Origin of the sequence: Amycolatopsis sp. NPDC006131, from assembly GCF_040614175.1 — a bacterium.
Lineage (GTDB): Bacteria > Actinomycetota > Actinomycetes > Mycobacteriales > Pseudonocardiaceae > Amycolatopsis_E > Amycolatopsis_E tucumanensis.
This window is the reverse complement of record NZ_JBEXTX010000038.1, coordinates 30,562-55,185: the sequence shown is the minus strand read 5'-3', so window position 1 is coordinate 55,185 and position 24,624 is coordinate 30,562. Positions and strand designations below refer to the sequence as shown.

The 24,624-nt window shown below is 72.7% G+C and carries 28 protein-coding genes, 2 tRNA genes and 1 pseudogene; 16 read left to right on the top strand and 15 right to left on the bottom strand.

The window, feature by feature from the left end; translation table 11 throughout:
* Nucleotides 1-67: 67 nt before the first annotated feature.
* From ABZ215_RS20860 to ABZ215_RS20825, 8 genes are all read left to right on the top strand, one after another.
* Nucleotides 68-703: an NAD(P)-binding oxidoreductase gene (locus ABZ215_RS20860; protein ID WP_354950888.1), complete on the top strand. Its 636-nt coding sequence runs from the start codon at nt 68-70 to the stop codon at nt 701-703.
* A gap of 9 nt (nt 704-712) precedes the next feature.
* On the top strand, nt 713-1,438 hold the full coding sequence (locus ABZ215_RS20855; RefSeq protein ID WP_354950886.1) for an SGNH/GDSL hydrolase family protein: 726 nt from the start codon (nt 713-715) through the stop codon (nt 1,436-1,438).
* 181 nt (nt 1,439-1,619) lie between these two features.
* Nucleotides 1,620-2,705 (top strand): C1 family peptidase, encoded by a 1,086-nt coding sequence (locus ABZ215_RS20850; protein WP_354950906.1) that lies wholly within the window; start codon nt 1,620-1,622, stop codon nt 2,703-2,705.
* A gap of 13 nt (nt 2,706-2,718) precedes the next feature.
* Nucleotides 2,719-3,318, top strand: a complete 600-nt coding sequence (locus ABZ215_RS20845; RefSeq protein ID WP_354950884.1) for a hypothetical protein — start codon at nt 2,719-2,721, stop codon at nt 3,316-3,318.
* 72 nt (nt 3,319-3,390) lie between these two features.
* Nucleotides 3,391-3,729, top strand: coding sequence for a protease inhibitor I42 family protein (locus ABZ215_RS20840; protein ID WP_354950882.1), 339 nt, complete (start codon nt 3,391-3,393; stop codon nt 3,727-3,729).
* Nucleotides 3,730-3,833: 104 nt separating this feature from the next.
* The gene (locus ABZ215_RS20835; protein WP_026153712.1) at nt 3,834-4,439 is read left to right on the top strand and encodes a sigma-70 family RNA polymerase sigma factor; all 606 of its coding nucleotides are present in this window, start codon (nt 3,834-3,836) and stop codon (nt 4,437-4,439) included.
* Nucleotides 4,436-4,918 (top strand): hypothetical protein, encoded by a 483-nt coding sequence (locus ABZ215_RS20830; protein WP_020419474.1) that lies wholly within the window; start codon nt 4,436-4,438, stop codon nt 4,916-4,918. Before ABZ215_RS20835 ends, ABZ215_RS20830 begins: the two co-directional genes overlap by 4 nt.
* Before the next feature lie 43 nt (nt 4,919-4,961).
* Nucleotides 4,962-7,544 (top strand): CHAT domain-containing tetratricopeptide repeat protein, encoded by a 2,583-nt coding sequence (locus tag ABZ215_RS20825; protein WP_354950879.1) that lies wholly within the window; start codon nt 4,962-4,964, stop codon nt 7,542-7,544.
* On the opposite strand, the gene ABZ215_RS20820 is transcribed toward ABZ215_RS20825, so the two are convergent.
* A complete protein-coding gene (locus ABZ215_RS20820; RefSeq protein WP_354950877.1) occupies nt 7,541-7,981 on the bottom strand; it encodes an SRPBCC family protein in 441 nt (146 codons plus the stop codon). The two genes, ABZ215_RS20825 and ABZ215_RS20820, sit on opposite strands and share 4 nt — an antisense overlap.
* A gap of 91 nt (nt 7,982-8,072) precedes the next feature.
* Here ABZ215_RS20820 and ABZ215_RS20815 point away from each other — a divergent pair, with 91 nt between their 5' ends.
* A complete protein-coding gene (locus ABZ215_RS20815; RefSeq protein ID WP_354950875.1) occupies nt 8,073-8,387 on the top strand; it encodes an antitoxin in 315 nt (104 codons plus the stop codon).
* A 3-nt stretch (nt 8,388-8,390) separates the two neighbouring features.
* Here the strand turns inward: ABZ215_RS20815 and ABZ215_RS20810 are convergent, their stop codons facing one another.
* Together ABZ215_RS20810 and ABZ215_RS20805 are read right to left on the bottom strand one after the other, a co-directional pair.
* Complete coding sequence (locus tag ABZ215_RS20810; RefSeq protein ID WP_354950904.1) at nt 8,391-9,344, bottom strand: prephenate dehydrogenase; 954 nt, start codon at nt 9,342-9,344, stop codon at nt 8,391-8,393.
* A gap of 21 nt (nt 9,345-9,365) precedes the next feature.
* Nucleotides 9,366-10,592 (bottom strand): M20 family metallopeptidase, encoded by a 1,227-nt coding sequence (locus ABZ215_RS20805; RefSeq protein ID WP_354950873.1) that lies wholly within the window; start codon nt 10,590-10,592, stop codon nt 9,366-9,368.
* A gap of 58 nt (nt 10,593-10,650) precedes the next feature.
* Between ABZ215_RS20805 and ABZ215_RS20800 the strand changes: the two genes are divergently transcribed.
* The 4 genes from ABZ215_RS20800 to ABZ215_RS20785 all read left to right on the top strand — a co-directional run bounded on the left by ABZ215_RS20800 (nt 10,651) and on the right by ABZ215_RS20785 (nt 11,982).
* Nucleotides 10,651-11,133, top strand: a complete 483-nt coding sequence (locus tag ABZ215_RS20800; RefSeq protein ID WP_020419480.1) for a tRNA adenosine deaminase-associated protein — start codon at nt 10,651-10,653, stop codon at nt 11,131-11,133.
* A gap of 1 nt (nt 11,134) precedes the next feature.
* Nucleotides 11,135-11,587: a nucleoside deaminase gene (locus tag ABZ215_RS20795; RefSeq protein ID WP_027932877.1), complete on the top strand. Its 453-nt coding sequence runs from the start codon at nt 11,135-11,137 to the stop codon at nt 11,585-11,587.
* Nucleotides 11,588-11,637: 50 nt separating this feature from the next.
* Nucleotides 11,638-11,850 carry a CsbD family protein gene (locus tag ABZ215_RS20790; protein WP_354950871.1) on the top strand — a complete coding sequence of 71 codons (213 nt, stop codon included), beginning with the start codon at nt 11,638-11,640 and terminating at the stop codon, nt 11,848-11,850.
* A 45-nt stretch (nt 11,851-11,895) separates the two neighbouring features.
* Nucleotides 11,896-11,982, top strand: a tRNA-Ser gene (locus ABZ215_RS20785).
* A gap of 51 nt (nt 11,983-12,033) precedes the next feature.
* Here ABZ215_RS20785 and ABZ215_RS20780 read toward each other — a convergent pair.
* The gene (locus ABZ215_RS20780; protein ID WP_354709153.1) at nt 12,034-12,501 is read right to left on the bottom strand and encodes a hypothetical protein; all 468 of its coding nucleotides are present in this window, start codon (nt 12,499-12,501) and stop codon (nt 12,034-12,036) included.
* Nucleotides 12,502-12,727: 226 nt separating this feature from the next.
* Here ABZ215_RS20780 and ABZ215_RS20775 point away from each other — a divergent pair, with 226 nt between their 5' ends.
* Both ABZ215_RS20775 and ABZ215_RS20770 read left to right on the top strand, forming a co-directional pair.
* Nucleotides 12,728-13,129 (top strand): hypothetical protein, encoded by a 402-nt coding sequence (locus tag ABZ215_RS20775; protein WP_020419484.1) that lies wholly within the window; start codon nt 12,728-12,730, stop codon nt 13,127-13,129.
* Between the two features lie 124 nt (nt 13,130-13,253).
* Nucleotides 13,254-15,635: an endonuclease/exonuclease/phosphatase family protein gene (locus ABZ215_RS20770; protein ID WP_354950869.1), complete on the top strand. Its 2,382-nt coding sequence runs from the start codon at nt 13,254-13,256 to the stop codon at nt 15,633-15,635.
* Nucleotides 15,636-15,671: 36 nt separating this feature from the next.
* Here ABZ215_RS20770 and ABZ215_RS20765 read toward each other — a convergent pair whose 3' ends face one another.
* Nucleotides 15,672-15,929 (bottom strand): YbaB/EbfC family nucleoid-associated protein, encoded by a 258-nt coding sequence (locus ABZ215_RS20765; RefSeq protein ID WP_020419486.1) that lies wholly within the window; start codon nt 15,927-15,929, stop codon nt 15,672-15,674.
* 95 nt (nt 15,930-16,024) lie between these two features.
* Here ABZ215_RS20765 and ABZ215_RS20760 point away from each other — a divergent pair, with 95 nt between their 5' ends.
* Nucleotides 16,025-16,192 (top strand): hypothetical protein, encoded by a 168-nt coding sequence (locus ABZ215_RS20760; protein ID WP_237338389.1) that lies wholly within the window; start codon nt 16,025-16,027, stop codon nt 16,190-16,192.
* 8 nt (nt 16,193-16,200) lie between these two features.
* Here the strand turns inward: ABZ215_RS20760 and ABZ215_RS20755 are convergent.
* From ABZ215_RS20755 to ABZ215_RS20710, 10 genes and pseudogenes are all read right to left on the bottom strand, one after another.
* A pseudogene (locus tag ABZ215_RS20755) lies at nt 16,201-17,105 on the bottom strand (IS5 family transposase).
* A gap of 284 nt (nt 17,106-17,389) precedes the next feature.
* Entirely contained in the window at nt 17,390-17,746 is a 357-nt protein-coding gene (locus tag ABZ215_RS20750) for a hypothetical protein (protein WP_020419488.1), read from the bottom strand.
* Nucleotides 17,743-20,466, bottom strand: coding sequence for an FtsK/SpoIIIE domain-containing protein (locus tag ABZ215_RS20745; RefSeq protein ID WP_354950867.1), 2,724 nt, complete (start codon nt 20,464-20,466; stop codon nt 17,743-17,745). Before ABZ215_RS20745 ends, ABZ215_RS20750 begins: the two co-directional genes overlap by 4 nt.
* A 7-nt stretch (nt 20,467-20,473) precedes the next feature.
* Nucleotides 20,474-20,722, bottom strand: coding sequence for a hypothetical protein (locus ABZ215_RS20740; protein WP_017986315.1), 249 nt, complete (start codon nt 20,720-20,722; stop codon nt 20,474-20,476).
* Entirely contained in the window at nt 20,723-20,983 is a 261-nt protein-coding gene (locus tag ABZ215_RS20735; protein WP_017986316.1) for a hypothetical protein, read from the bottom strand.
* Nucleotides 20,984-21,182: 199 nt separating this feature from the next.
* Nucleotides 21,183-21,269, bottom strand: a tRNA-Ser gene (locus ABZ215_RS20730).
* Between the two features lie 36 nt (nt 21,270-21,305).
* Nucleotides 21,306-21,977 (bottom strand): class I SAM-dependent methyltransferase, encoded by a 672-nt coding sequence (locus tag ABZ215_RS20725; RefSeq protein ID WP_354950865.1) that lies wholly within the window; start codon nt 21,975-21,977, stop codon nt 21,306-21,308.
* A gap of 36 nt (nt 21,978-22,013) precedes the next feature.
* Nucleotides 22,014-22,241: a hypothetical protein gene (locus ABZ215_RS20720; protein ID WP_020419491.1), complete on the bottom strand. Its 228-nt coding sequence runs from the start codon at nt 22,239-22,241 to the stop codon at nt 22,014-22,016.
* A 44-nt stretch (nt 22,242-22,285) separates the two neighbouring features.
* Complete coding sequence (locus ABZ215_RS20715; RefSeq protein ID WP_354950863.1) at nt 22,286-23,050, bottom strand: alpha/beta fold hydrolase; 765 nt, start codon at nt 23,048-23,050, stop codon at nt 22,286-22,288.
* A 104-nt stretch (nt 23,051-23,154) separates the two neighbouring features.
* Nucleotides 23,155-24,534 carry a hypothetical protein gene (locus ABZ215_RS20710; protein WP_354711638.1) on the bottom strand — a complete coding sequence of 460 codons (1,380 nt, stop codon included), beginning with the start codon at nt 24,532-24,534 and terminating at the stop codon, nt 23,155-23,157.
* Between the last annotated feature and the right edge of the window lie 90 nt (nt 24,535-24,624).

Genomic DNA, 24,624 nt, shown 5'->3' with positions numbered 1-24,624 from the left:
CTCGCTTGACGGTTAGTGAGTGCTCACCCACCATAGCAGGTGAGTGAACACTAACCAGGGAGGAAGCATGAAGCTGACGGTGTTCGGCGCGACCGGCGGGACGGGTGTGGAGGTCGTGCGGCAGGCGCTCGCCGCGGGTCACCAGGTGACGGCGGTGGTGCGTGATCCGGCGCGGCTGGACGTGCCGGCGCAGGCGCGGCTGGAGGTCGTGACCGCGGACGTGTTCGACGCGGATTCGCTGGTGCCCGCCATCACCGGCCGCGAGGCCGTGCTCTCCGCGCTGGGGCCGCGCGACCGGGGGCCGAGCGTGATCTGCCGGGACGGGACGAGCGCCATCATGACCGCCATGGCCGCGGCCGGCGTGCGGCGGCTGGTCGTGGTGAGCAACAGCGGCATGCACCGCGAGGGGGACGGGTGGTTCACGCGGCTGGTGGTCAAGCCGCTGCTGATCCGCATGTTGCGCGAGGGGTACGCCGACATGGGCGAGATGGAGCGCCGGGTGATCGAGTCCGGGCTCGACTGGACGATCGTGCGCCCGCCGAAGCTCAACGACGGCCGTCACACCGGCCGCATCGCGAGCGAGACCAGGGGAAACGTGCGCGGCAGCTTCAGCATCTCCCGCGCGGACCTGGCCGACTACGTGCTGCGCGCGGCCGCGGATCCGGAGCTGGCGAGGATGGCCGTGTCGATAGCCAAGGGCTAATGTGAACGGGTGTCAACTTCACGTGCTGCCCTGACTCTCGCTGCCACCGTCGGACTCGCCCCGGTGCTGGTCGCCCAGGGCCTGCACGTGCGCCGGACGACACCGCGGCTGCCGGGCGCGTCCGGACCGCTGCGAGGCTCGGTGCCCGGGCCGGGCCCGTTGCGGTTGCTGGTGATCGGCGAGTCCACTGTGGATGGCGTCGGCGCGGAGACGCACGAGGAGGCGCTGACCGGGCAGCTGGCCGCGGCGCTGGCCCGCAGGCTGGGGCGCGGGATCGACTGGCGCGTGGCCGGGCGGACGGGCGCCAACGCGCGCACCGTCCGGACGGAGCTGCTCGGCGAGGCGTGCCGGGAACGGGCGGACCTGGTCGTGGTGGCGCTCGGGGTGAACGACACCATCGAGATGCGCTCACCCGCCCGCTACCGGCGCGACCTGCTGGAACTGGTGGTGACGGCGCGGCGGGCGCTCGGGCCGGTCCCGGTGCTGCTCGCCGGCGTCCCGCCGCTCGCCGCGTTCCCGTCGCTGCCGCAGCCGTTGCGCCTCGTGCTCGGCCTGCGGGGTGAGGCGCTGGACGCGGCGGCGGCGACGCTCGCGGAACTGCCGGGGGTCACCCACTGCCCGGTGCCGCGGGAGGTGGTCGACCCGGAGCTGTTCGCGGCGGACGGGTTCCACCCCGGGCCGGCCGGCTACCGGCTGTGGGCGGACAAGCTGGCGGAGGCCGTCGCATTGGGCTGATCGGGTGAAACCGGCCGCCGCCGACCAGGTGCTTTGGAAAAACTTCTGTCGCTGTGTATCTGGCGAGGGCCTCCCCGCGTCATAGGGGCGTTGGCTGGTTGCACACCGACTGGAGGAACGCATGAGCTCTCCCCGGCCTTTCGCCGAGGAAATCCGCGCCGTGCGCGATTCCCTTGCCACGATGGGGGATCCGTGGCAGGCGGGGGAGACGGTGCTCAGCCGGCTGGCGGGCGAGTCGCGCAGGGTGCGACTGGGGGTGCCGGCCCCGAGCGCGGCCGAAGTGGAAGCCCGGGCCGAGTTGCCGGGGCGGATGCTCGAGGTCGCGCTCGGGGCCGCCGGCCAGCCCTGCACCGCGCTGCACGCGCCGGGCAGCACGCTGCCGGCCAAGTTCGACCTCCGCGACGTGTGCGGCCGCAGCTACGTCACGCCGGTGAAGGACCAGGGGGAATCGGGGTCCTGCAGCGCGTTCGGCACCATCGCGGCGCTCGAGGGGACCGCCGCGTACACGCGCCGCAACACCGGCATGCGACTCGACCTGTCGGAGGCGCACCTGTTCTTCGGGTTCGCGCCGGCACACCGCAAGCCGGGTGACACCGGGTCCTGGCCGGACGACCTGATGGGGGACTGCGCGTCCAAGGGCGTTACCTTCGAGGACTACTGGCCCTACTCGGACGAGGGCACCGGCTCGCTGCACCCGAACTGGGTGAACCGCGTCGCGCGCGCGGAGGGCGTCGTCGACCTCACCCAGGACCCGGCCGCGATCAAGCACCACATCTACGGCTACGGCCCGGTCACCGCGTGCATGGTGATCTACGACGACTTCTTCCACTACACCGGCGGCATCTACCGCGCCACCACGACGGAGAGCAACGGCGGGCACTGCGTCGCGCTCATCGGCTGGGACGACGAGCAGAACTGCTGGATCGGCAAGAACTCCTGGGGCACCGACTGGGGCGAGGGCGGGTTCTTCCGGATCGCCTACGGCGAGGCCTTCATCGAGGACTACCCGGAACCGCGGCCGACGACCCTCGGCTGCACCGGGGTCACCCTGCGCGCGTGGCTACCGCCGCAGCGCGCGCTGCGCCTGTTCTCGGCCGGTGCCGGTGAATGGGTGTGCCTGGAGCAGCTGGGCTGGGTCCGGCTCGCGGGGGACGCCGCGGGCGTGAGCCGCCAGCTCGCGCTGCTCGCCGAGGCTCGGGCGGGCGGGCATCCCGTCAGCCCGTTCCTCGACCAGGGCGTGCTGACCGAGGTTGCCACCACCTACTGATGGGGAGCGAAGCATGACCACGAGCAAGAGCGAGACGCCGGACACCGGCCCGCAGGACGACCCGAACGCCGAACTCGCCGAACTGACCAGGGAGACGTCCGGCTCCGACGGCCCGGCCGGGGTCTACGACCCGAACACCCCGCCGCCGACGGGGGTTTACGACCCGAACACGCCGCCGCCCACGGGCGTGTACGACCCGAACACCCCGCCGCCGACGGGTGTTTATGACCCGAACACGCCGCCGCCGACGGGTGTTTACGACCCGAACACGCCGCCGCCGACGGGGGTTTATGACCCGAACACCCCGCCGCCGAGCGGTGTGTACGACCCGAACACCCCGCCGAACGGCAACGGCACGCCGGCCCAGCCGGCCCACCCGGCGCCGCAGGCGCAGGGCGTCTGGGTGCACGGCCGGCAGGTCGCGCGGCTGTGGTCGACGAGCGCCAACCCGGGCGTCTGGGTGGACATCGCGGGCCTGGGCTGGAAGCGGCTCGCCGCCACCGCGGACGGGCGCAGCTCCCTGACGACGCTGGCACTGCTGGCCCGCAACCACGGGCTGCCGGTGTCCTTCCACGAGAACGCCGCCGGGCAGATCGACCAGATCCTGGTCTGACGACGGCACACAGACCGGCGGTGGCCGGCAGCCGAGGGGGCCGCCGGCCACCGCCACCCTGGGGAGCTTCCAGTGGCACAGATCCGGCTCGCGCAGGCGGATTCGGGGGAGACGGCGCGGCTCCACGTGGGGGACACGGTGGAGCTGCGCCTGCCGGAGATCCGCGCGTCGGGTTACCGGTGGCGCTGGCGGTTGCCGGACGCGGTCCGCGTGGTGGCGGACGAGCACGTCCGGTCCAGGGGGGTGGCCCACGGGGAGGGGCCACCGGGCGAGGGGGGTGTGCGCCGGCTGGCGCTCGACGTCGTCGAGCCCGGCCGGCACCTGCTCCGGGCGGAGCTGGCGCGGCCGTGGGAGGTGGAGCCGCGCCGCTCCGTCACGTTCGTGCTCGCCGTGACTGCTCCGAACGAGTGATGTTGTGTATCTGGCGTCCGCCTTCGTGCTCTGCACGGTGACGGAGCCGGAGATACTGCCTAGCGCTGACCCGAGGAGAACCACGCGAAGTGGGGGCGAACGCGGTGACGGAAGCGAGGACCGCCGAGGCGGATCCGTCCTGGGAGGGACTCCGCGGACCGGAGCTGTTCGAGGCGTGCCTGGCGGCGGCGCGGGCGGGGGACAAACGCGCGCTGAACCGGCTGGTCGCCGAGCTGACCCCGCTGGTGTGGAACGTGGCGCGCGGCCAGGGGCTGGACAGCCACTCGGCTGAGGACGTGGTGCAGACCGTGTGGCTGGCGCTGGTCAGCCACCTCGACCGGCTGCGGGAGCCGAAGGCGCTGGCCGGCTGGCTGGTCGTCACGGCCCGGCACGAATCGCAGCGCGTGCGGGGGCGGAAACCGCCGCCGGTGCCGTTGACCGACGAACTGGCCGAGACCGTGGCGAGCACCGAGCCCGCGCCCGAGGCCGAGGTGCTGCGCACCGAGCGCGACCAGCGGCTCTGGCGCGCCTTCCGCAGGCTTCCGCAGCGGTGCCAGGAACTGCTGCGGCTCACCGTGCTCGCCGGTCGCGCCGAGTACCGGCTCGTCGCCGAAGCGCTGCAGATGCCGCGCGGCAGCATCGGACCCAACCGCGGCCGCTGCCTGAAGACGATGCGCGAACTGCTGGACATCGAAGGGGGCAGCGCATGAACGACAATCTGCCAGGGGGTGGGGCGCACCCCGGCGACGAAGACCTGCTGGCCGATCTGGGCCGGGTGCTGGCCGCCGTCGACCCGCCCCCGGACGGCCTGGTCGAGCGCGTGCAGTTCGCCCTCGAACTGGAGAACCTCGACTTCGAGATCGCCCAGTGGGAGCGGGCCGACCCGGCGCTGGCCGGCGTCCGCAGCATCACCGACGAGGGCACGATCACGTTCACGGTCAGCGACCTCACCGTGATGATCAACCTGACCAGGGTCGGGCACTGCCATCGGATCGACGGCTGGCTGGTGCCCGCGGCCGCGCACGGGGTCGAGGTGCGGGTGGCCGAACACGGCTCGTCGTCGACGGTGGCCGACGAGGGCGGCCGGTTCGTGCTCGACGACGTGCCGCGCGGGACCACGCAGATCGTGATCTCGGTCGGCGGGGCCAGCAGCCGCCGCACCGTCGTCACGCCCGCGGTCGTCCTCTGACCGGCTGCTCGCCCCGGCCCCCGCATGTGCTCAGATAGACCACGTGTCAGCTCAGCGTGAGTCCCGGCGTGCGCTGGGCCGGGCATCGGAGCTGCGCGGGCGGGCCGCGGACGCCGCGGGCAACTTCCGCAACGTGGAGGCGGTGCGGCTGTTCAACCGCGCGTTGCGGGTGCTCGCGGACGGGCCGGACGACGTCGAGTGGATCACGCTGCGGGCGCGGGTCCTGCTCGGCCTCGCGATGTCCGAGGCCGAGACCGGTTCGGCGGCGGCCGGTCTGCGCCACCTCGACGACGCCCTGCGGCTGACCGATCGGCTGCCGTCCGGGCCGCCCCAGCGGGTCCTGCGTGCGCTGGTCGGCGCCCAGCGCGCGCTGGTGCTCGGCCGGATCGGCCGGCTGTCCGAAGCACTGGCGCTGTTCGACGAGATCCTGCCGGTGCTGGAAAGCGAGGCCGACGACAATGCGCTGTCGTTGACCCGCAACCTGATGAACCGCGCCAACATCAACGTCGAGCTGCAGCGGCCCGCGGCGGCGCTGGCGGACCTGCGGCGCTGCCTCGAACTGGCCACCGAGCACGGCCTGACCCGGCTGGAGGGCAAGGTCCGGCACCTGCTGGGCGAGCAGGGGCAGCTCCTCGGCGACATCCCCGGCGCGTTGCGGCACTACGAGCAGGCCGCGCGGATCTACGAGGACGCCGCTCCCGGCTGGCTCGCCCGGCTGCGCGTCGACCAGGCCAGAGCGCTGCTCGTCGCCGGTCTCGCCGAGGACGCGGCGCGGCACCTCGACGAGGTCCTGCCCGAGCTGTATTCGACCCGCAACGTGCAGGACATCGCCGAGGCCGAGGTCGCCCGCGCCGCGGCCGCGATCCTCGACAACGACCACGGCCGGGCCCGTGAGCTGGCCGAGCTCGCGCGGCGGCGGTTTCTCCGGCGCGGCAACGAACGCTGGGCCGCGGTCGCCGCGCTGACCCGGCTGCGTGCCGACGCCACCGAGGTCCTCGGCGGCACGCGACGCCCGCCGTCGCGGCTGGTCAGGGGGCTCACCGGGCACGCCGACCGCCTCGCGGAGCTGGGGCTGCGCGACGAGGCGGCGGTCGCCCGGCTGCTCGCGGTGCGGCTGCTGCTCCGCCGTGGGGACGTCGGTGCGGCCGAGGAGCTGCTCGCGCGGGTGCCGCGGCCGCGCCGCACCACGCCGATCGACCACGTCATGCTGCTGCGGCTGTGCCGGGCCGAACTCGCCGTGGCGACCGGCCGTCCGCGTGCGGCGCTGGCGCAGGCGCGCAGCGGCTTCGCCGAGCTGAGCCGGGTGCGCGACCGGATGGGCGGGCTGGACCTGGTGTGCGGGACCGCGGTGCACGGCCAGGAGCTGGGCCGTCTCGCGGTCGGGCTGGTGCTCGGCACGACCCGCGGCCACGCCGGCGCGCGCAGGCTGTTCGCCTGGCAGGAGCGGACGCGGGCGCAGGTCTACCGGTACGAGCCGCTGCCCGCGATCGACGACCCGGTGCTGGCCCGGCTCATCACCGAGATGCGGCAGGTGCAGCGGCTCGCGCAGCAGAACCGCCTCGACGGCAGGCCGGTGGCGGCGCTGGAGCAGCGGTACGCCCGGCTGCAGCGGGAGGCGGGCCGTCTCGGCTGGTACACCAGCCCGTGGGGCAGGCCGCGTCCGGTCAGCTCACCCGAGGAGGTGGCCGCCGAGCTGGGCGACCGCGTGCTGGTCAGCCTGATCGGCCAGGACGGCGAGCTGTCCGCGGTGGTCGTGCGGGACGGCCGGTTCCGGCTGGTGCGGCTGGGCGGGCTGGACGAGGTCGTGGAGATCACCAAGCAGCTGCACGCCGACCTGAACGCGCTGGCTCCGGACCACCTGCCGTCGCCACTGGTCGCGGCCGTCACGGTGTCCGCGGAGAAGCGTGCCCGCCTGCTCGACGAGCGGGTCGTGCGGCCGCTCGCGGACGCGATCGGCGACCGCGAGCTGGTGATCGTGCCGACCGGGCCGCTGTACGCGCTGCCGTGGCCGGCCCTGCCGTCGCTGCGTGGCCGTCCGCTGTCGATCGCGCCGTCGGCGACCGCGTGGGTGACCGCGATGCGCCGCGAGCTGATCGACCCGGTGGTGCTGGTCGGCGGGCCGGACGTGCCGGGCGCGATCGGCGAGGTGCGGCAGCTGCGCGCGGTCTACCCGACGGCGACGCTGGTCGACGGCCCGGCAGCGACCAGTTCCGCGGTGCTGGAAGCGCTCGACGGGTCGGGCCTGGCGCACCTGGTCGCCCACGGCGCGCACGAACCGGCGAACGCGTTGTTCTCGCGGCTGGAACTCGTCGACGGGCCGCTGTTCGCGCACGAAACCGCGCGGCTGCGGCGCCCGCCGGACCGGGTGGTGCTGGCCACGTGCGAGCTGGCGATGAGCCACATCCGGCCAGGCGAGGAGGCGCTGGGGTTCGCCGGCGCGCTGCTGGCGAGCGGGTCCCGCACGATCGTCGGGGCGATCGCGCGGGTCGGCGACCGGGCGGCGGCGGAGGCGATGACCGACCTGCACCAGCGGCTCGCGTCGGGGATCTCCCCGGCGCTGGCGCTGGCGCACGCGACCGCCGCCGATCCGCTGCGCCGCCCGTTCCTCTGCCTCGGCGCCGGTTAACGCTCGGCGGCCTTGACCAGCTTCGCGGACAGGAACTTGATCGCCCCCGCGAGCGCGACGCGCACGACCGGCCCGGTGCCGGGGATTTTCTCCTGGAACGAGCCGCGCCAGGTCAGCCGCGTGCCGGTGCCGTTCGGCTCGAAGGTCACTTCGCCGCGGTAGCCGCGCACCGGGGCGGGCTCGGCGAAGGTGTAGACGTGGCGGCGGTCCTGCTCGTACTCGAGCGTCTCCTCACGCATGAGCAGCGGCCACGCCCCGACGGCCCGGATGGCGCCCACCCCGCCTGCCGGATCGGCCCACCGGTCCCAGCGGGACACGACGATGAGCGGTTTCGCCCAGTCGGACCAGCGGGCGCCGTCGGTCTCCAGCCGGAAGAGGGTCGCGGGCGGGGCGCTGCTGGTGCGGGTGACCTCGAAGGAGAACGTCCTGGCGGGCATCGGTGACCTTTCCGCTCGGGTAGGGGTTACCGAGCAGTAAACCAGGGGCTTACCGGATGCGGGGGGCCTGACCTTGGGGTTTCATGGGTTCATGGGCATCGACTTCAACGAGATCAAGAAAAAGGCGCAAGAGGCGCTCGGCCACAACGCCGGCAAGATCGAACAAGGCCTGGACAAGGCGAGCGGCTTCGCCAAGTCGAAGTTCGGCCAGCACTCCAGCAAGATCGACAACGTCACGTCGAAGGCGAAGGACTTCCTGCACAAGCAGTCCGGCGGCGGGCACGGCGAGCCCGGTCCGCAGGGCGGCCCCGGACCGGCCGGCCCCCAGACCGGACCACAGGGTGGACCCGAGACCGGACCCCAGAGCGGACCGACCGGACCCACGGGGCCGACCAGCCAGCCGTAACTGTTACGGCACCTCGCCGATGGCGGTGTCCTCGGTGAGGGAGGTGATGCGGCCGCCGCGCTCGCCGAGCGCACGCAGGCCGTCCCGGGCGTCCGGCGCGCCCAGCGCGACGCGGACACCCGACAGTGTGGCCTGCCTGGCGGCCGCAAGCGCTTGCGCGCCCTGGTGACCCGAGTCGATGCTGACGGCGAGGCCGCCGGTCGAGGCCAGCGACCCGCGCAGGGCGCCCAGCCGGCCGAGGGCCTCGTCGATCACCGGCAGCAGCGCTTCGCGGTTGCCCTCGGTCATCGCGCGCACCAGCGCCGGCCGGGTGGCGGCCACGCGGGTGCCGTCGGTGTAGGAGCCTGCGGCCAGCGCCATCGCGACCGGCCCGCCGTCCGCCCCCACGGCCGCGAGCACCGCGGCCAGCAGGTGCGGCAGGTGGGAGATCCGGGCGACCGCCTCGTCGTGCGTGGCCGCGGTCAGCGGAACCACGTGCGAGCCGAGGTCGATCGCCAGCCGGGCCACCTCGGCCCACGCGCCGAGATCGGTGTCGTCCTCGACGCACACCACCCACGCCGCGCCGTCGAACAGCGCCGCGTTGCCTGCCCGCCATCCGGACTCGGCGGTGCCCGCCATCGGGTGCCCGCCGACGTACCGGGCGTTCGGCGCGAACGCCCGCGCGGCGGTCAGCACCCCCGTCTTCACGCTGGTCACGTCGGTGAGCAGGCACGACGGCGCGCACTCGTCGACCGTCCGCAGCACCTCCTCGACGGCGGTCAGCGGTACGGCCAGCACCACCAGCGCGTCCCGGTCGGCGGCCCGCCGCAGCGCGGCTGCCACGTCGGTCGAGGCGTCGAACCCGTCAGCGGCCGCCGCCTCGGCGTCGGCCGCCGAGGTCGTGGCGCCCCACACCTCGCGCCCCACCGCGGCGGCCGCGCGCAGCACCGAGCCGCCGATCAACCCGAGCCCGATCACGCATACGTCTCGCACGGGGCGTCATCCTGCCAGGGCGTCGAGCGCGAAGGCCGCGTACATCGCGACTCCCGCCGGGAAAGCGCCTTCGTGGTGGCGCACCCGGTTGGAGTGGTTGGTCGGCGCCTGTGCCGGATCCACGTCCGGCGGGCACGCGCCGAGGAACGCGAACGCGCCCGGAACCCGCTGCAGCACGTAGGAGAAGTCCTCGGCGCCCATGATCGGGTCGGGCATCAGCTCCGCGCGGCCGAGCACGCGCTGGGCGAGGTCCAGCACCCGCAGCGCCTGGTCCGGGTCGTTCACGGTGACCGGGTAGCCGGGCTCGATGTCGACCAGCACGCGGCAGCCGTGCGCCTCGCCGACCGCTTCGCACACCTTCGGCAGCTCGGCCTTCACCAGCGCGCGGGTGGACTCGGACAGCGTGCGGATCGTGCCGGCGAGCTCCGCGGTCTCCGGGATGATGTTGGTCGTCGTGCCGGCCTGGATGCGGGTCACCGACACCACCGCCGGGTCGAACACGCTGACCCGCCGCGTCACCATCGTCTGCAGCGCGCCGACCATCGCCGCGGCCGCCGGCACCGGGTCGATCGCGTTGTGCGGGCTGGACCCGTGCCCGCCCTTGCCGGTGACCTGGACCGTGAACGTGTCGTTCGACGCCATCAGCGGACCGGGCCGCGTGGTGATCAGCCCGGACTCGACGTGGGACAGCAGGTGGATGCCGAAGGCCTTCTCGGCTCGGGACCCGGCGGCGTCCAGCACGCCTTCGTGGATCATGTGCCGCGCGCCGTGGTAGCCCTCCTCGCCCGGCTGGAACATGAACACGACCGACCCGGCCAGCTCGTGCCGGTGGGCCGCGAGCAGCCGCGCGGCTGAGGCGAGCATCGCGGTGTGGCCGTCGTGGCCGCACGCGTGCATGGTCCCGTCCACTTCGGAGGCGAACTCCAGCCCGGTGTCCTCCTGCAGCGGCAGCGCGTCCATGTCCCCGCGCAGCAGCACCGCGGGCCCGTCCTGCGCGCCGCGCAGCACAGCGGTCAGCGCGGAGGTCGACTTCCCCTCGACGATCTCCAGCGGGAGGCCCTCCAGCGCCCGCCGGACCGCGGCCTGCGTGTGCGGCAGGTGGAGGCCCTGCTCCGGCCTCCGGTGGATCTCCCGGCGCAGCGCGACGGTGGCCGGTTGCAGAGCCTCGGCCTCGGAGAGCAACGCGGCGAGCCGGGTGTCCGGCAAAGGGGGCAACTCCGTGGGTCCCGTCATCTTCCGATCCTCGCAGAGCGACTGCACCGATGATCCGTCCAGGTATACGGTGTGCGCTATGTCGGTGAAGGAGCCGGTTGCGGGATTCGCGGTGGCCGTGGTCCGGGAGGACGGCAAGTGGCGCTGCAGCGCGCTCGACGCCGGCGCACTCACGGGGTTGGACGCCGCCATCACCGAGCTGGCCAAGTTGCGGTCCACGGGGGCCGTGTTCGGCCTGCTCGCGGTGGACGACGAGTTCTTCGTGATCGTGCGGCCGAGCCCGCGCGGACCATCCCTGCTGCTCTCGGACGCGGCGGCGGCGCTGGACTACGACATCGCCGCCGACGTGCTCGACGTGCTGCGGGTCGATCCGCCGGACGAGGAGGACGACTCCATCTGGCCGGAGGGCGACCTCGACATCCTCGCCGACGTCGGCCTGCCCGGGCCCGAGCTCGAGGTGATCGCGGGCGAGGTCGACCTCTACCCGGACGAGCAGCTGCAGATGATCGCGCAGCGCTGCGGGTTCGGCGGCGAGTTCACCGCGCTGCTCGACGAGATCTGACGTGTCCGACGCCGACCTGGTGTCCGTGGCGCTGGCCGCGGCGCGGGAGGCGGGCCCGGACGTGCCGATCGGCGCCGCCGTGTTCGCACCCGACGGCCGGCTGCTCGCCCGCGCCCACAACGCGCGCGAGGAGCTGGGCGACCCGACGGCGCACGCCGAGGTCATCGCGCTGCGGGAGGCTGCCCGCGAGTTCGGCGACGGCTGGCGGCTGGACGGCTGCACGCTCGCGGTGACGGTCGAGCCGTGCACGATGTGCGCCGGCGCGCTGGTGCTCGCGCGCGTGGCCCGGGTCGTGTTCGGGGCGTGGGAGCCGCGCACCGGGGCGGTCGGTTCGCTGTGGGACGTGGTGCGCGACCGGCGGCTCAACCACCGGCCGGAGGTCCGCGGCGGGGTCCTGGAGGCCGAGTGCGCCGCGCTGCTCGCCGAGTTCTTCACCGGTCACCGGGACGTGTGACGCCGCGCGAGGCGGGGTAGCCCTCAGTCGACCGCGTCGAAGGAGGGTCGATGAACGTCGTGAAGAACCGGATGACGAGCCGGTCCCGCCAGGCCAAGGGCGGGGCGCGGGAGCTGTTCGGCCGCCTCACCGGCAACCGCCGCCACCAGAGCGCCGGTCGTGCCGAGCGGATCCGCGGTGTCGTGCGCGAGACGACGGCCGAGGTGGCGGACTGGGCGGCCACCGCCGCGCGGGACGCGCAGCGCCGCTTCCGCTCCAGGTGAGGAGTGCCTGCAAGCCGCTCTTGGGCGTCTAGTAACCTAGTCGGCGGTAGCGTGTCCGAGCGGCCGAAGGAGCACGACTCGAAATCGTGTGACGGTTGACCCCGTCCGTGGGTTCAAATCCCACCGCTACCGCCGGATCGAACGCCGGGTCTCTCCAGGGAGGCCCGGCGTTCGTCGTTTCCGCTACCGCACCTCGACGGTGGTCTCGGCCGCGGCGGCGCCGTTCGCGGACAGGGTCAGGGTGGCGGTGCCGAAGGTGACGTCGAGGACCTTCGCCGCCCAGATCGGGTTCGGGCAGGCAGGCACGGGTCCGACGCCCACCGCTGTGCTCGTGAGCTGGAAGGCGGACCGCCCGTGGTGCGGGGTCTGCTGCCGCCCGCTGGTAGCCGTGACTTCGACCTCGGTGTCCTGCCCGGTGACCCGGTGCCCGGCCGGGTTGACGCACTCCACCCGGGCGGTGCCGGTCGCCTTGGCGGTGATCTCGAAGGTCGTGCCGCCGAGGCCGGCCACCTCGCCGGTGCACTCGAAGCCGGCGCCGGTGTCGCTGCAGGCCGCGCTGCCGGTGACGAAGTGACCGTTGTCCGCCTGCGCCGGCGCGGCGAGCGCCGCGACGGCGAGCGCGCCCGCGAGGACGCCGAGCATCCGCCTCATCTGCTTGCCTTTCGGAATGGTCGGGGAGCCCAGTCTCGGCTCGCCCGGCCCCCGGCGGCAGCGCGCTCACGCGGACGGGTGGCACGGTTCGCCCGCTGGAGTGCCCGCAGACGATCCGTACCGGCCGCTCCCCGCCTGCGGGAACAGCCCGCCGGCGTGCGTGGGATCCGCCAGCGCCAGGTCGTAGGTTCACCCTCTTGGTCACTTCTTCTGCTGGGGGTTCCCGATGAGACTGCTCAACGTCCGCACCCTGTCCGCCGCGGCGGCTGTCGCGGCCGCCGGCGTGCTGGTGCCGGCCGGCACCGCGGCCGCCATGCCCGACCCGCCGGGCGACAGCTGGGACCACACCTTCACGGCCCCCGGCGTCACCGTCTACGTCGAGGAGTACGGCGACCGGATCTCCGTCTGCGACAGCGCGGCGAACGGCTCCAGCGCGCAGGTCAACGTCTGGGCTGACGGCGGGTGGCGTTACAAGGCCGTCGCCAGTGGCGGCTTCGGGAGCTGCGTGACGCACTCGGCGAGCGAGGGCGGTGCCTACAACCTGCCGGAGGGTGCGTTCATCGAGCTCTACTACAAGGGCGTCAGCACCGGTTACGCCACCAGGAGCACGTACGTCAACGACCACTGAGGCACCCTCCGTAGGTCGTAGGCCGGGCGGACGAACCGTTACCGGTTGTTGCCGCTGAGTCTTCCTTCGTCTCACCTCATAGAGGGAAGATGCCTCGACTGTTGATCAGACGAGGGGACTCAGGGTGACGACCAGTCGAAGAATCGGCGTGCTCGCCGCTGCTGCTCTGGCGGGCGCGACCGTCGCCGCCGCACCGGCGTCGGCGGCGAGCCCGGACGTCGTGATCGCCGAGGTCTACGGCGGTGGTGGCAACAGCGGCGCCACGCTGACCAGCGACTTCATCGAGATCGCCACGGTGGGCGGCAGCTTCGCCCTGGACGGCTGGAGCGTGCAGTACCTGCCCGGTTCGCCCAGCGCGTCGAGCAGGTGGCAGGTGACCACGCTGACCGGCTCCGTCGCGGCGGGCGGCCGGTACCTGGTAGCCGAGGCCACCGGATCGGGTGGCACGGTCTCGCTGCCCACCGCCGACGCCGCCGGATCGATCTCGATGGCCGCGGGGTCCGGCACGGTCGCCCTCGTCCAGGGCACCACTGCCCTCACCTGCCTCACCGCGGCCGACTGCGCCGCCGACCCGCGGGTCCGCGACCTCGTCGGATACGGCTCGGCGGCCGTGCGCGAAGGCAGCCCGGCGCCCGCGCCGAGCAACACCACGTCGGTCGCGCGCGCGACGCTGACCGACACCGACAACAACTCCACCGACTTCGCGGCAGGCGCCCCGACCCCGGTCAACACCAAGGGCGAGACCACCGGCGGCGACGCGGGCGGCACGCCGGCCAAGATCCACGACATCCAGGGCACGACCCGGCTGTCGCCCCTGGCAGGCAAGAAGGTCACCGACGTGACCGGGGTCGTCACCGCGCTGCGCACCTTCGGCTCCGCGCGCGGGTTCTGGATGACCGATCCGCGGCCCGACGCCGACCCGCGCACCAGCGAGGGCGTGCTGGTGTTCACCGGCTCGACCACGCCCGCGGTGGCCGTCGGCGACGCGGTCACGGTGTCCGGCACCGTCACCGAGTACTACCCGGACAGCCAGACCGGCTCGATCTACCAGTCCACCACCGAGATCACCGGTCCGAAGTGGACCGTCCAGTCGAGTGGCAACCCGCTGCCGGCCGCGACCGCGGTCACGCCGGCCACCGTGCCCGGCACCCTCGCCCCGAACGCCGGCGGCAACACCGAAGCCCTGCCGCTGGAGCCGGCGAAGTACTCGCTGGACTTCTGGGAGTCGCACGAGGGCGAGGTCGTCAGCGTGCAGGACGTCCGCGTGGTCGGGCCGTCCACCGAGTACTACGAGCTGTACGTGACCACCAAGCCGCGGGAGAACCGGACCGACCGCGGCGGCACGATCTACACCGGCTACGACAACCCGAACACCGGCATCCTCAAGATCGAGTCGCTGATCCCGTTCGCGCAGCGCCCGTTCCCGCAGGCGAACACCGGCGACACGCTGACCGGCCTCACCGCGGGCCCGGTCGAGTACGACAGCTTCGGCGGGTACACGCTGCAGGCCACCACGCTGGGCGAGGTCAAGGACGGCGGCATCCAGCGCGAGGTGACGCGCAAGCAGTCGCCGAGCGAGCTGGCCGTGGCCACCTACAACGTCGAGAACCTGTCCGCCGTGGACGACCAGGCCAAGTTCGACCAGCTGGCGCGCGGCGTCGTGGAGAACCTGGCGTCACCGGACATCGTGACGCTGGAGGAGATCCAGGACAACAACGGCCCCGAGGGCGAGGGCGACGGCGTAGTGGCCGCCGACCAGACGCTGAAGCGGTTCACCGACGCGATCGCCGCCGCAGGCGGGCCGCGTTACGAGTGGCGGCAGATCGACCCGCAGGACCTCACCGACGGCGGCGAGCCGGGCGGCAACATCCGCGTCGGGTTCCTGTTCAACCCGCGCCGGGTGTCCTTCGTGGACCGTCCGGGCGGCGACGCGACCACCGCGGTGTCCGTGGTGAAGGAGCGCGGCAAGCCGCACCTGTCGGTGTCGCCGGGGCGTGTCGACCCGGGCAACCCGGCGTGGGCGAACAGCCGCAAGCCGCTGGCCGGGGAGTTCGTCTTCCACGGCCACACGGTGTTCGTGATCGCCAACCACTTCAACTCGAAGGGCGGCGACCAGCCGACGCACGGCCGGTACCAGCCGCCGACGCGGAGTTCGGAGGTGCAGCGCGGGCAGCAGGCGCAGGTGCTGCGCGGGTTCGTCGAGGAGCTGCTGAAGGCGGATCCCTGGGCGGACGTCATCGTGGCCGGCGACCTGAACGACTACCAGTTCTCGCCCGCGCTGAAGACGCTCACCGCGGGCGGCGCGTTGACCGACCAGATCGACCGGCTGCCCGCCGACGAGCGGTACAGCTACGTCTACGAGGGCAACTCGCAGGTGCTGGACCACATCCTGACCTCGCGGGCGCTGTGGTGGGTCGACTACGACGTGGTGCACATCAACGCCGAGTTCGCCGAGCAGGCGAGCGACCACGACCCGCAGATCATCCGGTACCGCCCGATCCTCTGACGCCGGGGCCGCCGTCGCCCTCCCGGGCGGCGGCGGTCAGCGGTGCAGCTGGCGGGCGCGACGTTGAGCGGCGCGGGCGGCCTGCAGCATCGCCTCGGCCAGGTCCGACGGCTTCACGTGCTCGAAGAGGGCGGAGTTGATCGCGACTTCGAGGACCTCCCCGTTGCCGGCGACCCCGACCTCGACCAGACCCCAGTCGTCCTGGGCGGTTACGACCTGCTGGGCGGCCTGGCGTCGCCGGGCGGCCTGGCGCTCCTCCACGGCCTCGGACTGGGTGGTCAACTCGCGGTTCACCGGATCCTCTTCCTCTCACCTGGCTGCTACGACGTGACCGACTCCCCACCGGTTCCGTGGGGAACCAACCACAGGCGCGCAACGTCGGAAAGATCATGAACTGGGTACGCGCGACCGTCGACCACCTGTCCCGCCGCGAGGTCTCACCCGTGGTGCCGGCGACCCTGCGCGGCGACCTGAGCTGGGCGCGGGCGTATGTCCGCCGCGAGATGCCGAAGCCGGACACCCTGGAGCCGGAGAGCTGGCTCCGCCCGGCGAACTAGAGCCTGTTTCAATGGCGTAGCCACTCGTTGATCACCGCGATGTGCACGGTCGCCTCGTAGCGAACCGCGAGTTTGTCGAACCGTGTGGCGACGCCTCGGTTGCGTTTGAGGCGGTTGATGCCGCACTCGGCCGCGTGCCGTTGCTTGTAGATCTCTGGGTCGAATGCCGGTGGCCGCCCACCGGCCCGGCCGCGGTTGCGGCTATGCCGGACCTGATCAGAGGGCTGGGGAATCGTGCACGCGATCCCGCGCCGCCGCAGATAGGCCCGGTTGGCGCGGGAACTGTAGGCCTTGTCCGCCAGGACACGATCCGGCCGGGTCCGGGTTCGCCCACCACCAATCCGGGCGACCCGGACCCTGGCCAGCACCGCCTCAAACTGCGGTGAATCACCACGTTGACCGGCGGTCACCAGCAACGACAACGGTTTCTGGCCTTGCTCGGTGGCCAGGTGCAGCTTGGTCGTCCAGCCTCCCCGCGACCGGCCCAGCGCGTGGTCGGCCGGTTCGGGCCCGCCGATACCGCCTGGCGGTTCTTTCTGCAGGTCGCCGTCGATGCGGGCGCCTGCGGCATGCTGGTGTGGCCGGTTGATCGTGGAATCCACGCTCACCTCCCAGGTGATCAGCCCGGCGGCGTCGGCCCGGGTCTGCAACGCCGGCACGATCAGCGCCCACACACCAGCGCGCTGCCACTGCCGGAACAAGCCATAGACGGTTTGCCAGCAGCCATACACAGGTGGGACGTCACGCCACGGCGAACCGACACGAACCCGCCAGCGGATGCCGTCCAGAAGTTGACGTTTTTACTCCACAGTGGCGGGCGGCCGGGCTTCTTGCCGACGGGCAGCAGCGGTTCCAGGATTGCCCACTGCGCATCGGTCAGATCGGCTCGTCCCGTCGCCGCTAGGCTGGGCACGAGGTCTCCGGTGTTCTTGATCAGCTTGGTCGTTGATCGGTCTACCGGAGACCTCGACTATTTGATCCAAGGCACGCCGTACCCACAACGCCGACCAGAAACTACGCAGGTCAGTACATCGAAACAGGCGCTAGTCGCAGCGCTCGGCAGAGTGGGCGCCGACCACCGACGAGCGGCAGCGCCCCGCGATCCGGCGTCGCACTGCTTGCCCCGCCGCCAGGATCCCGTGGTCGCCACCGCGGCGTGCCGAGCGGTGCGCCGCCGGCCGGCGGCGGCACCCACGCTCAGCGCCGCGCGCGCCACCCCAGCGACAGCACCGCGTCGACCAGCTCCTGGTAGGTCTCCTTGACCTCGCGCAGGTAAAGATCCAGCCGTCCGGCGTACGCGTGTGGTGCGGGCGCCGGGTCGGCCCCGACCTCCAGCCACGGCAACCTGCTGACGTTGTCCTGCGCCATCCGCCACCAGTGCTGCGCGCCCTGCACCGTGCGGGCCTCGCGTTCCTTCGCCTCCGCCACGGCGGCCTCCGCGGCCGCGATCTCGGCGTCCAGCTCCTCGGCCCGCCGCCGCTCCCACGCCCGCAGCTCCTCGGCCGCCTTGCCGGCCAGCCCGACGATCTGCTTGTACTCCATCGCCGCGTTCATGCCTGGTGCTCCGGCCGGTCGAAGGGGATCATCACCTCGGGCGAGACGTGCGTGCTGCGGTCGAAGAACAGCGCCCGCCCCGGCCGCGGCGACCAGTGCACGACCTGCCCGGCCGCGAACTGGCTCAGCTCCGCGCCCTGCACGTCCAGCGCCGCCCACGCCCCGATGTCGTCGGTGCCGGCGAACCCGAGCGTGTCCTTCAGCCGCGCCGTGCTGCGCCACCACCCGATCGTGTGAGTGCCCTTGCCTGGTCCCTGCTTGAGAACCACCCGGAAGTGGTCCAGCCCGCTCTTGAGCTGACCGGGTTGCTTCTGCTCCAGGATCGGCAGCGCCGCGTCGACGCCGTACAGCAGCAGGATCCGCGCGTGCTCGGGCGGCTCCTCGGCGAGCTTGGCCATGTGCTCGCCCAGTTCGACGTCGCTCAACCGCACCACGCGGTGCCCGTCCGACTCCAGCCCGTCGGCCAGCTCGCCGACCGCGGACGCGCACCGGTCGACCAGGCACGCCACCAGGAACTCCACCTCGTGCGGCGGGTACTGCTTCGCCAGCGAGCGGGCGGCCGCGTCCATGATGGACAGTGCCTCGGCGATCGCGGTGCCCATGATCGCCAGGTTGCGGCCCGGCGCCCCAGTCAGCTCCACCGCGCACGCCGTGTCCTCGACGTCGATCGACTGACCCAGCAATGCCCGCGGCGGCCCGCCCGGCGTGAGCCCGGCGAACGCGGCCGAGTGCTCCAGCACCGGCGAGTGCGCGCCGTCGAACAGCCGTGGCCGCTGGTGCTCCTGGGCGTAGCGCTCCCACAGTTCCCGTTGCAGCGACGAGAAGATGTCCTTGCTGCTGGCGTCCGGCACGTGTGCGAGCTGGTTGCCGTGCGCGACACCCGAGTCGTGGTTGACCACCGCGTGCCACTTCGGCGCGGCAACGGCCGCGTTGTTGGTCTCGGCCAGCACGCGCCGCGCCTTGGGCATGGCGATGCGCAGCGTGCACTGCTCGAACACCGCCGGCTTGCCCCAGAACGCGTCGATGCCCGCGATGTCCTGGCTCGCCAGGATCAGGTGGATGCCCTGGGCGCGGCCACGGCGGGCGATGTCCTCCAGCAACGCGGTCGCCTGGTTGGTGACGCCGTCGCGACCCGCGAACAGGTACTGGAACTCGTCGATCACCGCGACGATCCGCGGCCAGTGCCCGTCCGGGTCTTGCTGGCGCAGCCCGGCCAGGTCGGTGACCTCGTGCTCCTTGGCCGCGGCCGACCGGCGGCGCAGCTCGTCGGCGAGGAACCGTAGCAGCGCCAGGCCGAACTCGCGGTCGGTGTTGACGTTGACCCCGATCAGGCGCGCGTGCGGCAGCCAGCTCGCGTCGCGGCGGCCCGGCGCGAGCCCGGCGAAGGACACGCCCTCCTTGAAGTCCAGCAGGTACAGCGCGAGCTCGTCCGGCGGGTAGCGCGCGGCGAGGCTGCCGAGCAGGGCGTAGAGGAAGTTGGTCTTGCCCGAGCCGCTCGGGCCGCCGATCAGCGCGTGCGGGCTGGCGTCGCCGATGACGACCTCGACCGGATCGCCCTCGAAGAACCCGACCGGCGCCCGCAGTTCGCGCGCGGAGTTCTCCTGGCCCAGCTCGGCGGGCAGCAGGTCGCGGAACGACCGCGGGCCGCCCTGCTTCTCCACGATCGCGTCGGCCAGCCTGCTCGCCGCGGCGCTGACCTCGGTCGACGGGATCGGCGGGTCCAGGTCGACGACCAGGTTGGGCCCGGTCATGCTGGTCGCCGCGTGGTGCTCGTCGAGCATCCGGATGTTCTCGAACGCGCCGCCGAGGATCGTCGGGATGTCGACGGTGATCAGCGAGATCCCGGCGGCCAGCGCGGCGCCTGCGATGCGCTTGAGCTCCCGCAGCGGTTCCGGCGCCCACGTCTCGCCGTTGCCGAACAACACGACGATCCGCCACGGCTCGACGCGTTGCCCGAGCTGGTCGCGCAGGCCGCGCAGCGAGGTGTGGCCGGCCTGCATGGTGTGCGCGTGGATGCGGCGGATGTGCCCGGTCACCTCGTCGAGCAGGACGCCGAGCTGGTCCGGGTCGTACAACGTGACCGCGGACGTGCGGGACAGCGGGTACAGGTTGGGCAGCACGGCGGTCAGCTGCGCGACGTCCCACAGGTGGATCCGCACCGAGCCCAGCTCCATCGTGCTGAGCACGCGCAGCAGCAGGCCCTCGATGAGCGATTCGACGGCGGCCCGGCCGCGGACGGCCGTGGTGATCGCCAGGTGCGAGTCGTCCAGCAGCGGCACCACCACCGGGAACGGCCCGGAGTCGTCCATTGTGGACGAGCCGATGCGCCACAGCGGCGGCGGTTTCAGCGGTTCCCGGCCCGCACGGCCGAGCCACGCGCTGGGCGGCAGGCTCGCCGGCCCCGGCGCGACGCGCGCGACCAGGTCCCGCAGCCGCGCGGGCACCGTCGCGGCGTCGGTGTAGAACGCGGCGTGCTGCGCGTTGAGCTTGTCCCGCACCCCGGCCATCACTGGGCTGCGGAGCGCGGCAGTGAGCTCCTCGTCCCCGGCCGCGTTGTCGATGCCGACCCGCACGATCTGCTGCTCCAGCTGGAGCCGGGCCAGCTCGGTCTCGGCGATCTGGCGGCCCGCCTGCGCGGCGCCGAGCACCATGCCGAGCTTCTCGCGCATGGTGCCCAGTGCCGTCACGACCCGGCGTTTCTGCTCGTTGGCCTTCGCCATGGCGCGCCTACAGCCGGGCCAGGTAGGTGTTCACCAGATCGTCGGCGGCGCGCAGCCGGTCGGCGTCCTTGCCGAGCCGGTCGACCGCCGCCGCCAGCTCCGGCGGCACCCACGCGTCGGCCTGTTCATGGGCGTTCACGATCACTTCGCGCGCTTCGTCCAACAGCTCCACCGCACGGTTGGTGTGTTCGCTTGCCTCGGCCAGTTTCGCACGGAACGCGGTCAGCTGCGCCTGCAGTTCGGGGAGCGAGAACATCTAGAGGCGGGCGGCGTACGACTCGGCCGACGACACCGCCGCCTGGATGGTGTTCTGCTGACCGCTGATGCCCTGCAACGCCTCGGCGAGCATGCTGTTCGCCTGGGTCACCTCCGGCTGCGTGCTTCCCGAGGTGACCTGGCCCAGGATCTGCTGGGCCTCCTCGAGTGCCTGAGCGGCCTGCTGGAGGGCTGCGACGCTGGCGTTGCACTTCTCGTTCGCCATCGCGATCCCAGCGCGGATCTCTTCCACTCCGGCCATAGTGACGCGGGTTCTCCTCGAGCTAGCGGTTAGTACGGCCGCGTGTGCGGCCTGTCAACAAACTATCGGTAGAGCGGACCAGAGCATGAGCCTGGTCACTGGTGCATCCGGGTGAAGCGCGGAGCCGGTTCACACGGCCGTGTGCGCCCTGAACGCAGAACGCCGGGCCCCTGTGGGGTGCCCGGCGTCGTGCGAAGAGCGGAGGATACGGGATTCGAACCCGTGAGGGCTGTTACACCCAACACGATTTCCAATCGTGCGCCTTAGGCCGCTCGGCCAATCCTCCGCTGAGAAGGGTACAGCAGGCCTCGGCGCGCTCCGCCTAGACCCGCTTCTGGCAGGTGTAGGCCCCGTAGACCCGGCCGGTGAACTGCACGTCCAGGACCTCGAACCCGGCGGCGTCCAGCATCGGCTCGAGCAGCCACCGGAAGGTGCTGTGCTCGGTCCGCACGTGTTCGGCCAGGTCGTCGCGGGTGTAGCCGGTCTCCGGATCGGTGGCCGCCTGGTCGAACCAGTCCCGCAGAACCGATTCCGTCTCGCCCGGCTGGAAGTCGTAGATCAGGTCCCGCAGCCGGAGCAGCCCGCCCGGCCGGAGCATCCCGGCGATGCGGCGCAGCGCTATCGCCTTCCAGAAGTCCGGCAGCTGGTGCAGCGCGTGCCGCGTGAACACCGCGTCCGCCGGCTCGCCCCGGTGCTCGTAGGTGAGGAACCCGGCCTGGACGCACTCGACGTTCGGCAGCCCCGCGGACCGGATCACGGCGAGCATCGCCGGCGACACGTCGACCGCCACCACCCGGTCGAACCGCTCCGCGGCGGCGATGGCGAAGCGGCCGGTGCCCGCTCCCAGGTCGACGACGGTGCGGCCGTCCAGCAGGGCGAGGTCCTCCGACGGGTCCGGCCGGCCCTGCTTGCGGTCGAAACCGGCGACGAAGCCGGGGTCGAGGTGTTCGGGCCCGGCATGGTCGAGCTCGTCGAGCATCCACGGTCCGGTCATGCCCCTGATTGTGTCGGCCGTGGCCAGCGGTTTTTTTCAGGCCGCTTCGGGTGGGGCGGCGAGGATCTCGCGGCCGGCCTCGGTCAGCCGCACGCCCACCCGCTGGCCGAGCAGGCCCGGCCGCGACGGGCACACGAACCCGGCGTGCGCGAGCAGGTGGGCCGTGACCTGGTCGCAGCAGGGGAGCCCGTCGATGAACAGGTCCGGCTCCGAGCTGCACGTCATCTCCGCGCGGCCGGCGCTCACGGCACGCAGCATCGCCATCGCGCGGCGGGAGAGGTTTCGTCGTTGTTCCATTGTCGCCCCCGTCAGGCCGACCGGGTGAGTGTCTCCCCGTCGTCGTCCGGGGCGGCGACGGGCGCGGACAGTGCGCAGATCTCGTCCACGACCTGGCGGTGCGCGGCGAGCGCCAGGTGACCGACCCCGGGCAGCACCACGTTGCGCACGTCGAGGTCGGGGTGTTCGATGCGGCCGTGGCGGCTGGGCAGCACCAGCTCGTCGCCGTCGCTGGAGAACGTGACGAACTTCGTCGCGACCTCCGGCGCCGGCCGGTCCAGCTCGGCCAGCAGGTCGCTGCCCGGGCGCAGCTGGCGCGCCAGCGGGATCGGCGAGAACAGCCAGGCCGCGACCGTGCCGCCGTGCGGCGTGCCGACGGTGACCACGGTGCTGACCCGCTCGTGCCCGCCGAGCCGCTGCACGTAGTAGCGGGCGATGAGGCCGCCGAGGCTGTGGCCGACCAGGTCGAGCTTCGCCGCGCCGGTGACCTCGCACAGCTGCTCGATCTGCCCGGCCAGCCGCGCGGCGGCGGACCGGACGTCCCGCAGCAGCAGGCTGTAGCTGAACGAGACGACCGGCCCGGCGCCGCAGCGGTCGAGCGCGAGCTTCAGGTCGGTGAAGATCGCGGTGTTGTCGGCCAGACCGGGCAGCACCACCAGCGGGCGGCCCGATACCGGCGCCGGCACGCTCCGGCGGACCGGGTGGATCGCCCAGCGCCGTCCGATGCCCGCCGGGTACCGGACCGCGTGCGTCACCACACTCGCGATCTCACCCGCGACCGTACGCAGAACCGTCATCGCACACCTCCCCGTCGAGGTGGTCGTCCACTTGCTGCGAGGTTAGCCGTGGGTACCGACATTTTCGTTTCGCCGCCCCGGTATCGGTTTCGTTTCGACCCCGATCAGTGGAACAGGGCGAGCTTGCCGGCGACCTCGCGGGCGGCCGCGAGCAGGGTGCGCACGGTGCCCAGGTAGGTCTTGGCCTCCGAGGGCAGGATGTGGCTGTCCCGGCTGGTGGGCATGTCCAGTTCCCGCGCACGCTGGCGGAGCAGCTCGATCTGCGAGAACTGGTGCCCGAACTGGGCCGCCACGGCCGTGCCGACCACCTGCTCCGGCGCGGACAGCGCGGGCCGCAGCCCCTGCCGGGCGAGCAGGCCCGAGCCGATCAGCTGCGCGGCCTTGGCCAGCAGCAGGAACGCCGAGTCCGGCGACACCTCCGCGAGGCGTTCGGCCGAGGAGATGTGCTTGGCCGCGAGGTCCAGGAACGGCTGCCCGTTGGCCGCGGGTCCGCCGACGAGGTCGAGGTGACCGGCCCGCACCAGCTGGATGACGACGTCGTGCCCGTTGAGGCCGACGCCGGAGGCCAGCGGCACCTGCCGGGGCGGGATGGGCGCGATCTCGACGACCGGGTGGCCCGGCCGCTGCCGCGGGATCTGCAGGCCGTCCAGACCACGCTCGGGCGCGGCGATCGAGAAGCTCACCGGGCGCTTGAGCCGCTGCTCGGCGCGCCGCGCGGCGGTGTGCAGGCCCTGCTCGTCGGCGGGTGCGCCGGGCTGCAGGGACACCAGCAGTTCGATGCTCTCCGGGGCCGGGCCCGGCAGGCCGGCGAACCGGTCCGCCCACACGCCGCCGACCAGGATGCGCAGCACGCCGCGCACGTTGCCGAACTCCTCGCCGAGGATCTGGGGGACGCCGTAGGTGAGGCGCAGCAGCTCGGCGAGCGGGCGCGCGAGCGGCCCGTCCCCGGACGCGCGCATCAGGCGGATCGTGCCCTCGCGGCGGCTGGTGAGGATGCCGGCCTTCTCGAGGAGCTTGTTCTCCTTGTCCACGGAGGCGAGGGAGCTGCCGGAGTGCTCGGCCAGTTCGGTGAGGCTGAACGAGCGGTCCGGGTTCAGCAGCGTGGCCGCGAGGATGCCGGCTTGCACGCGCGACCGGAAGACCGGGAGGAGGGCCGGGGTGCCCTGCGCGCGGCGCGCGGGCCCGGGCGTGGCGGGCGCGTTGTCGGTGACGACGGCGTGCCCGAGCCGATTTCGCCGGCGGGCGGCCGCGGCCGCCTGGTCGAGCCGTTCCTGGGGCACCTGCAGGACGACGGACAGCCATCGTCGCGTGCCCAGCCGCGGGATCTGGTGCCCGCGTTCCCACCGGGCCACCAGATCACGCGTGACGGTCGGCCGCCCCGAAACGGTCGCCAGTTCGCGTGCCAGGGTGTACTGACTGAGCTTCCGCTCCCGCCGAGCGGCCCGGATCAGGTGCGAGATGGGCTGGTTCAGGTCCACTTCCATGATCTTCAGGGCTCCTAGTTCCGCCGATTGGGCCACGACCGTAGCTCCGCCCCTGGCCCCCGCACCGTACGTTTCGCGCACGCTTTCATC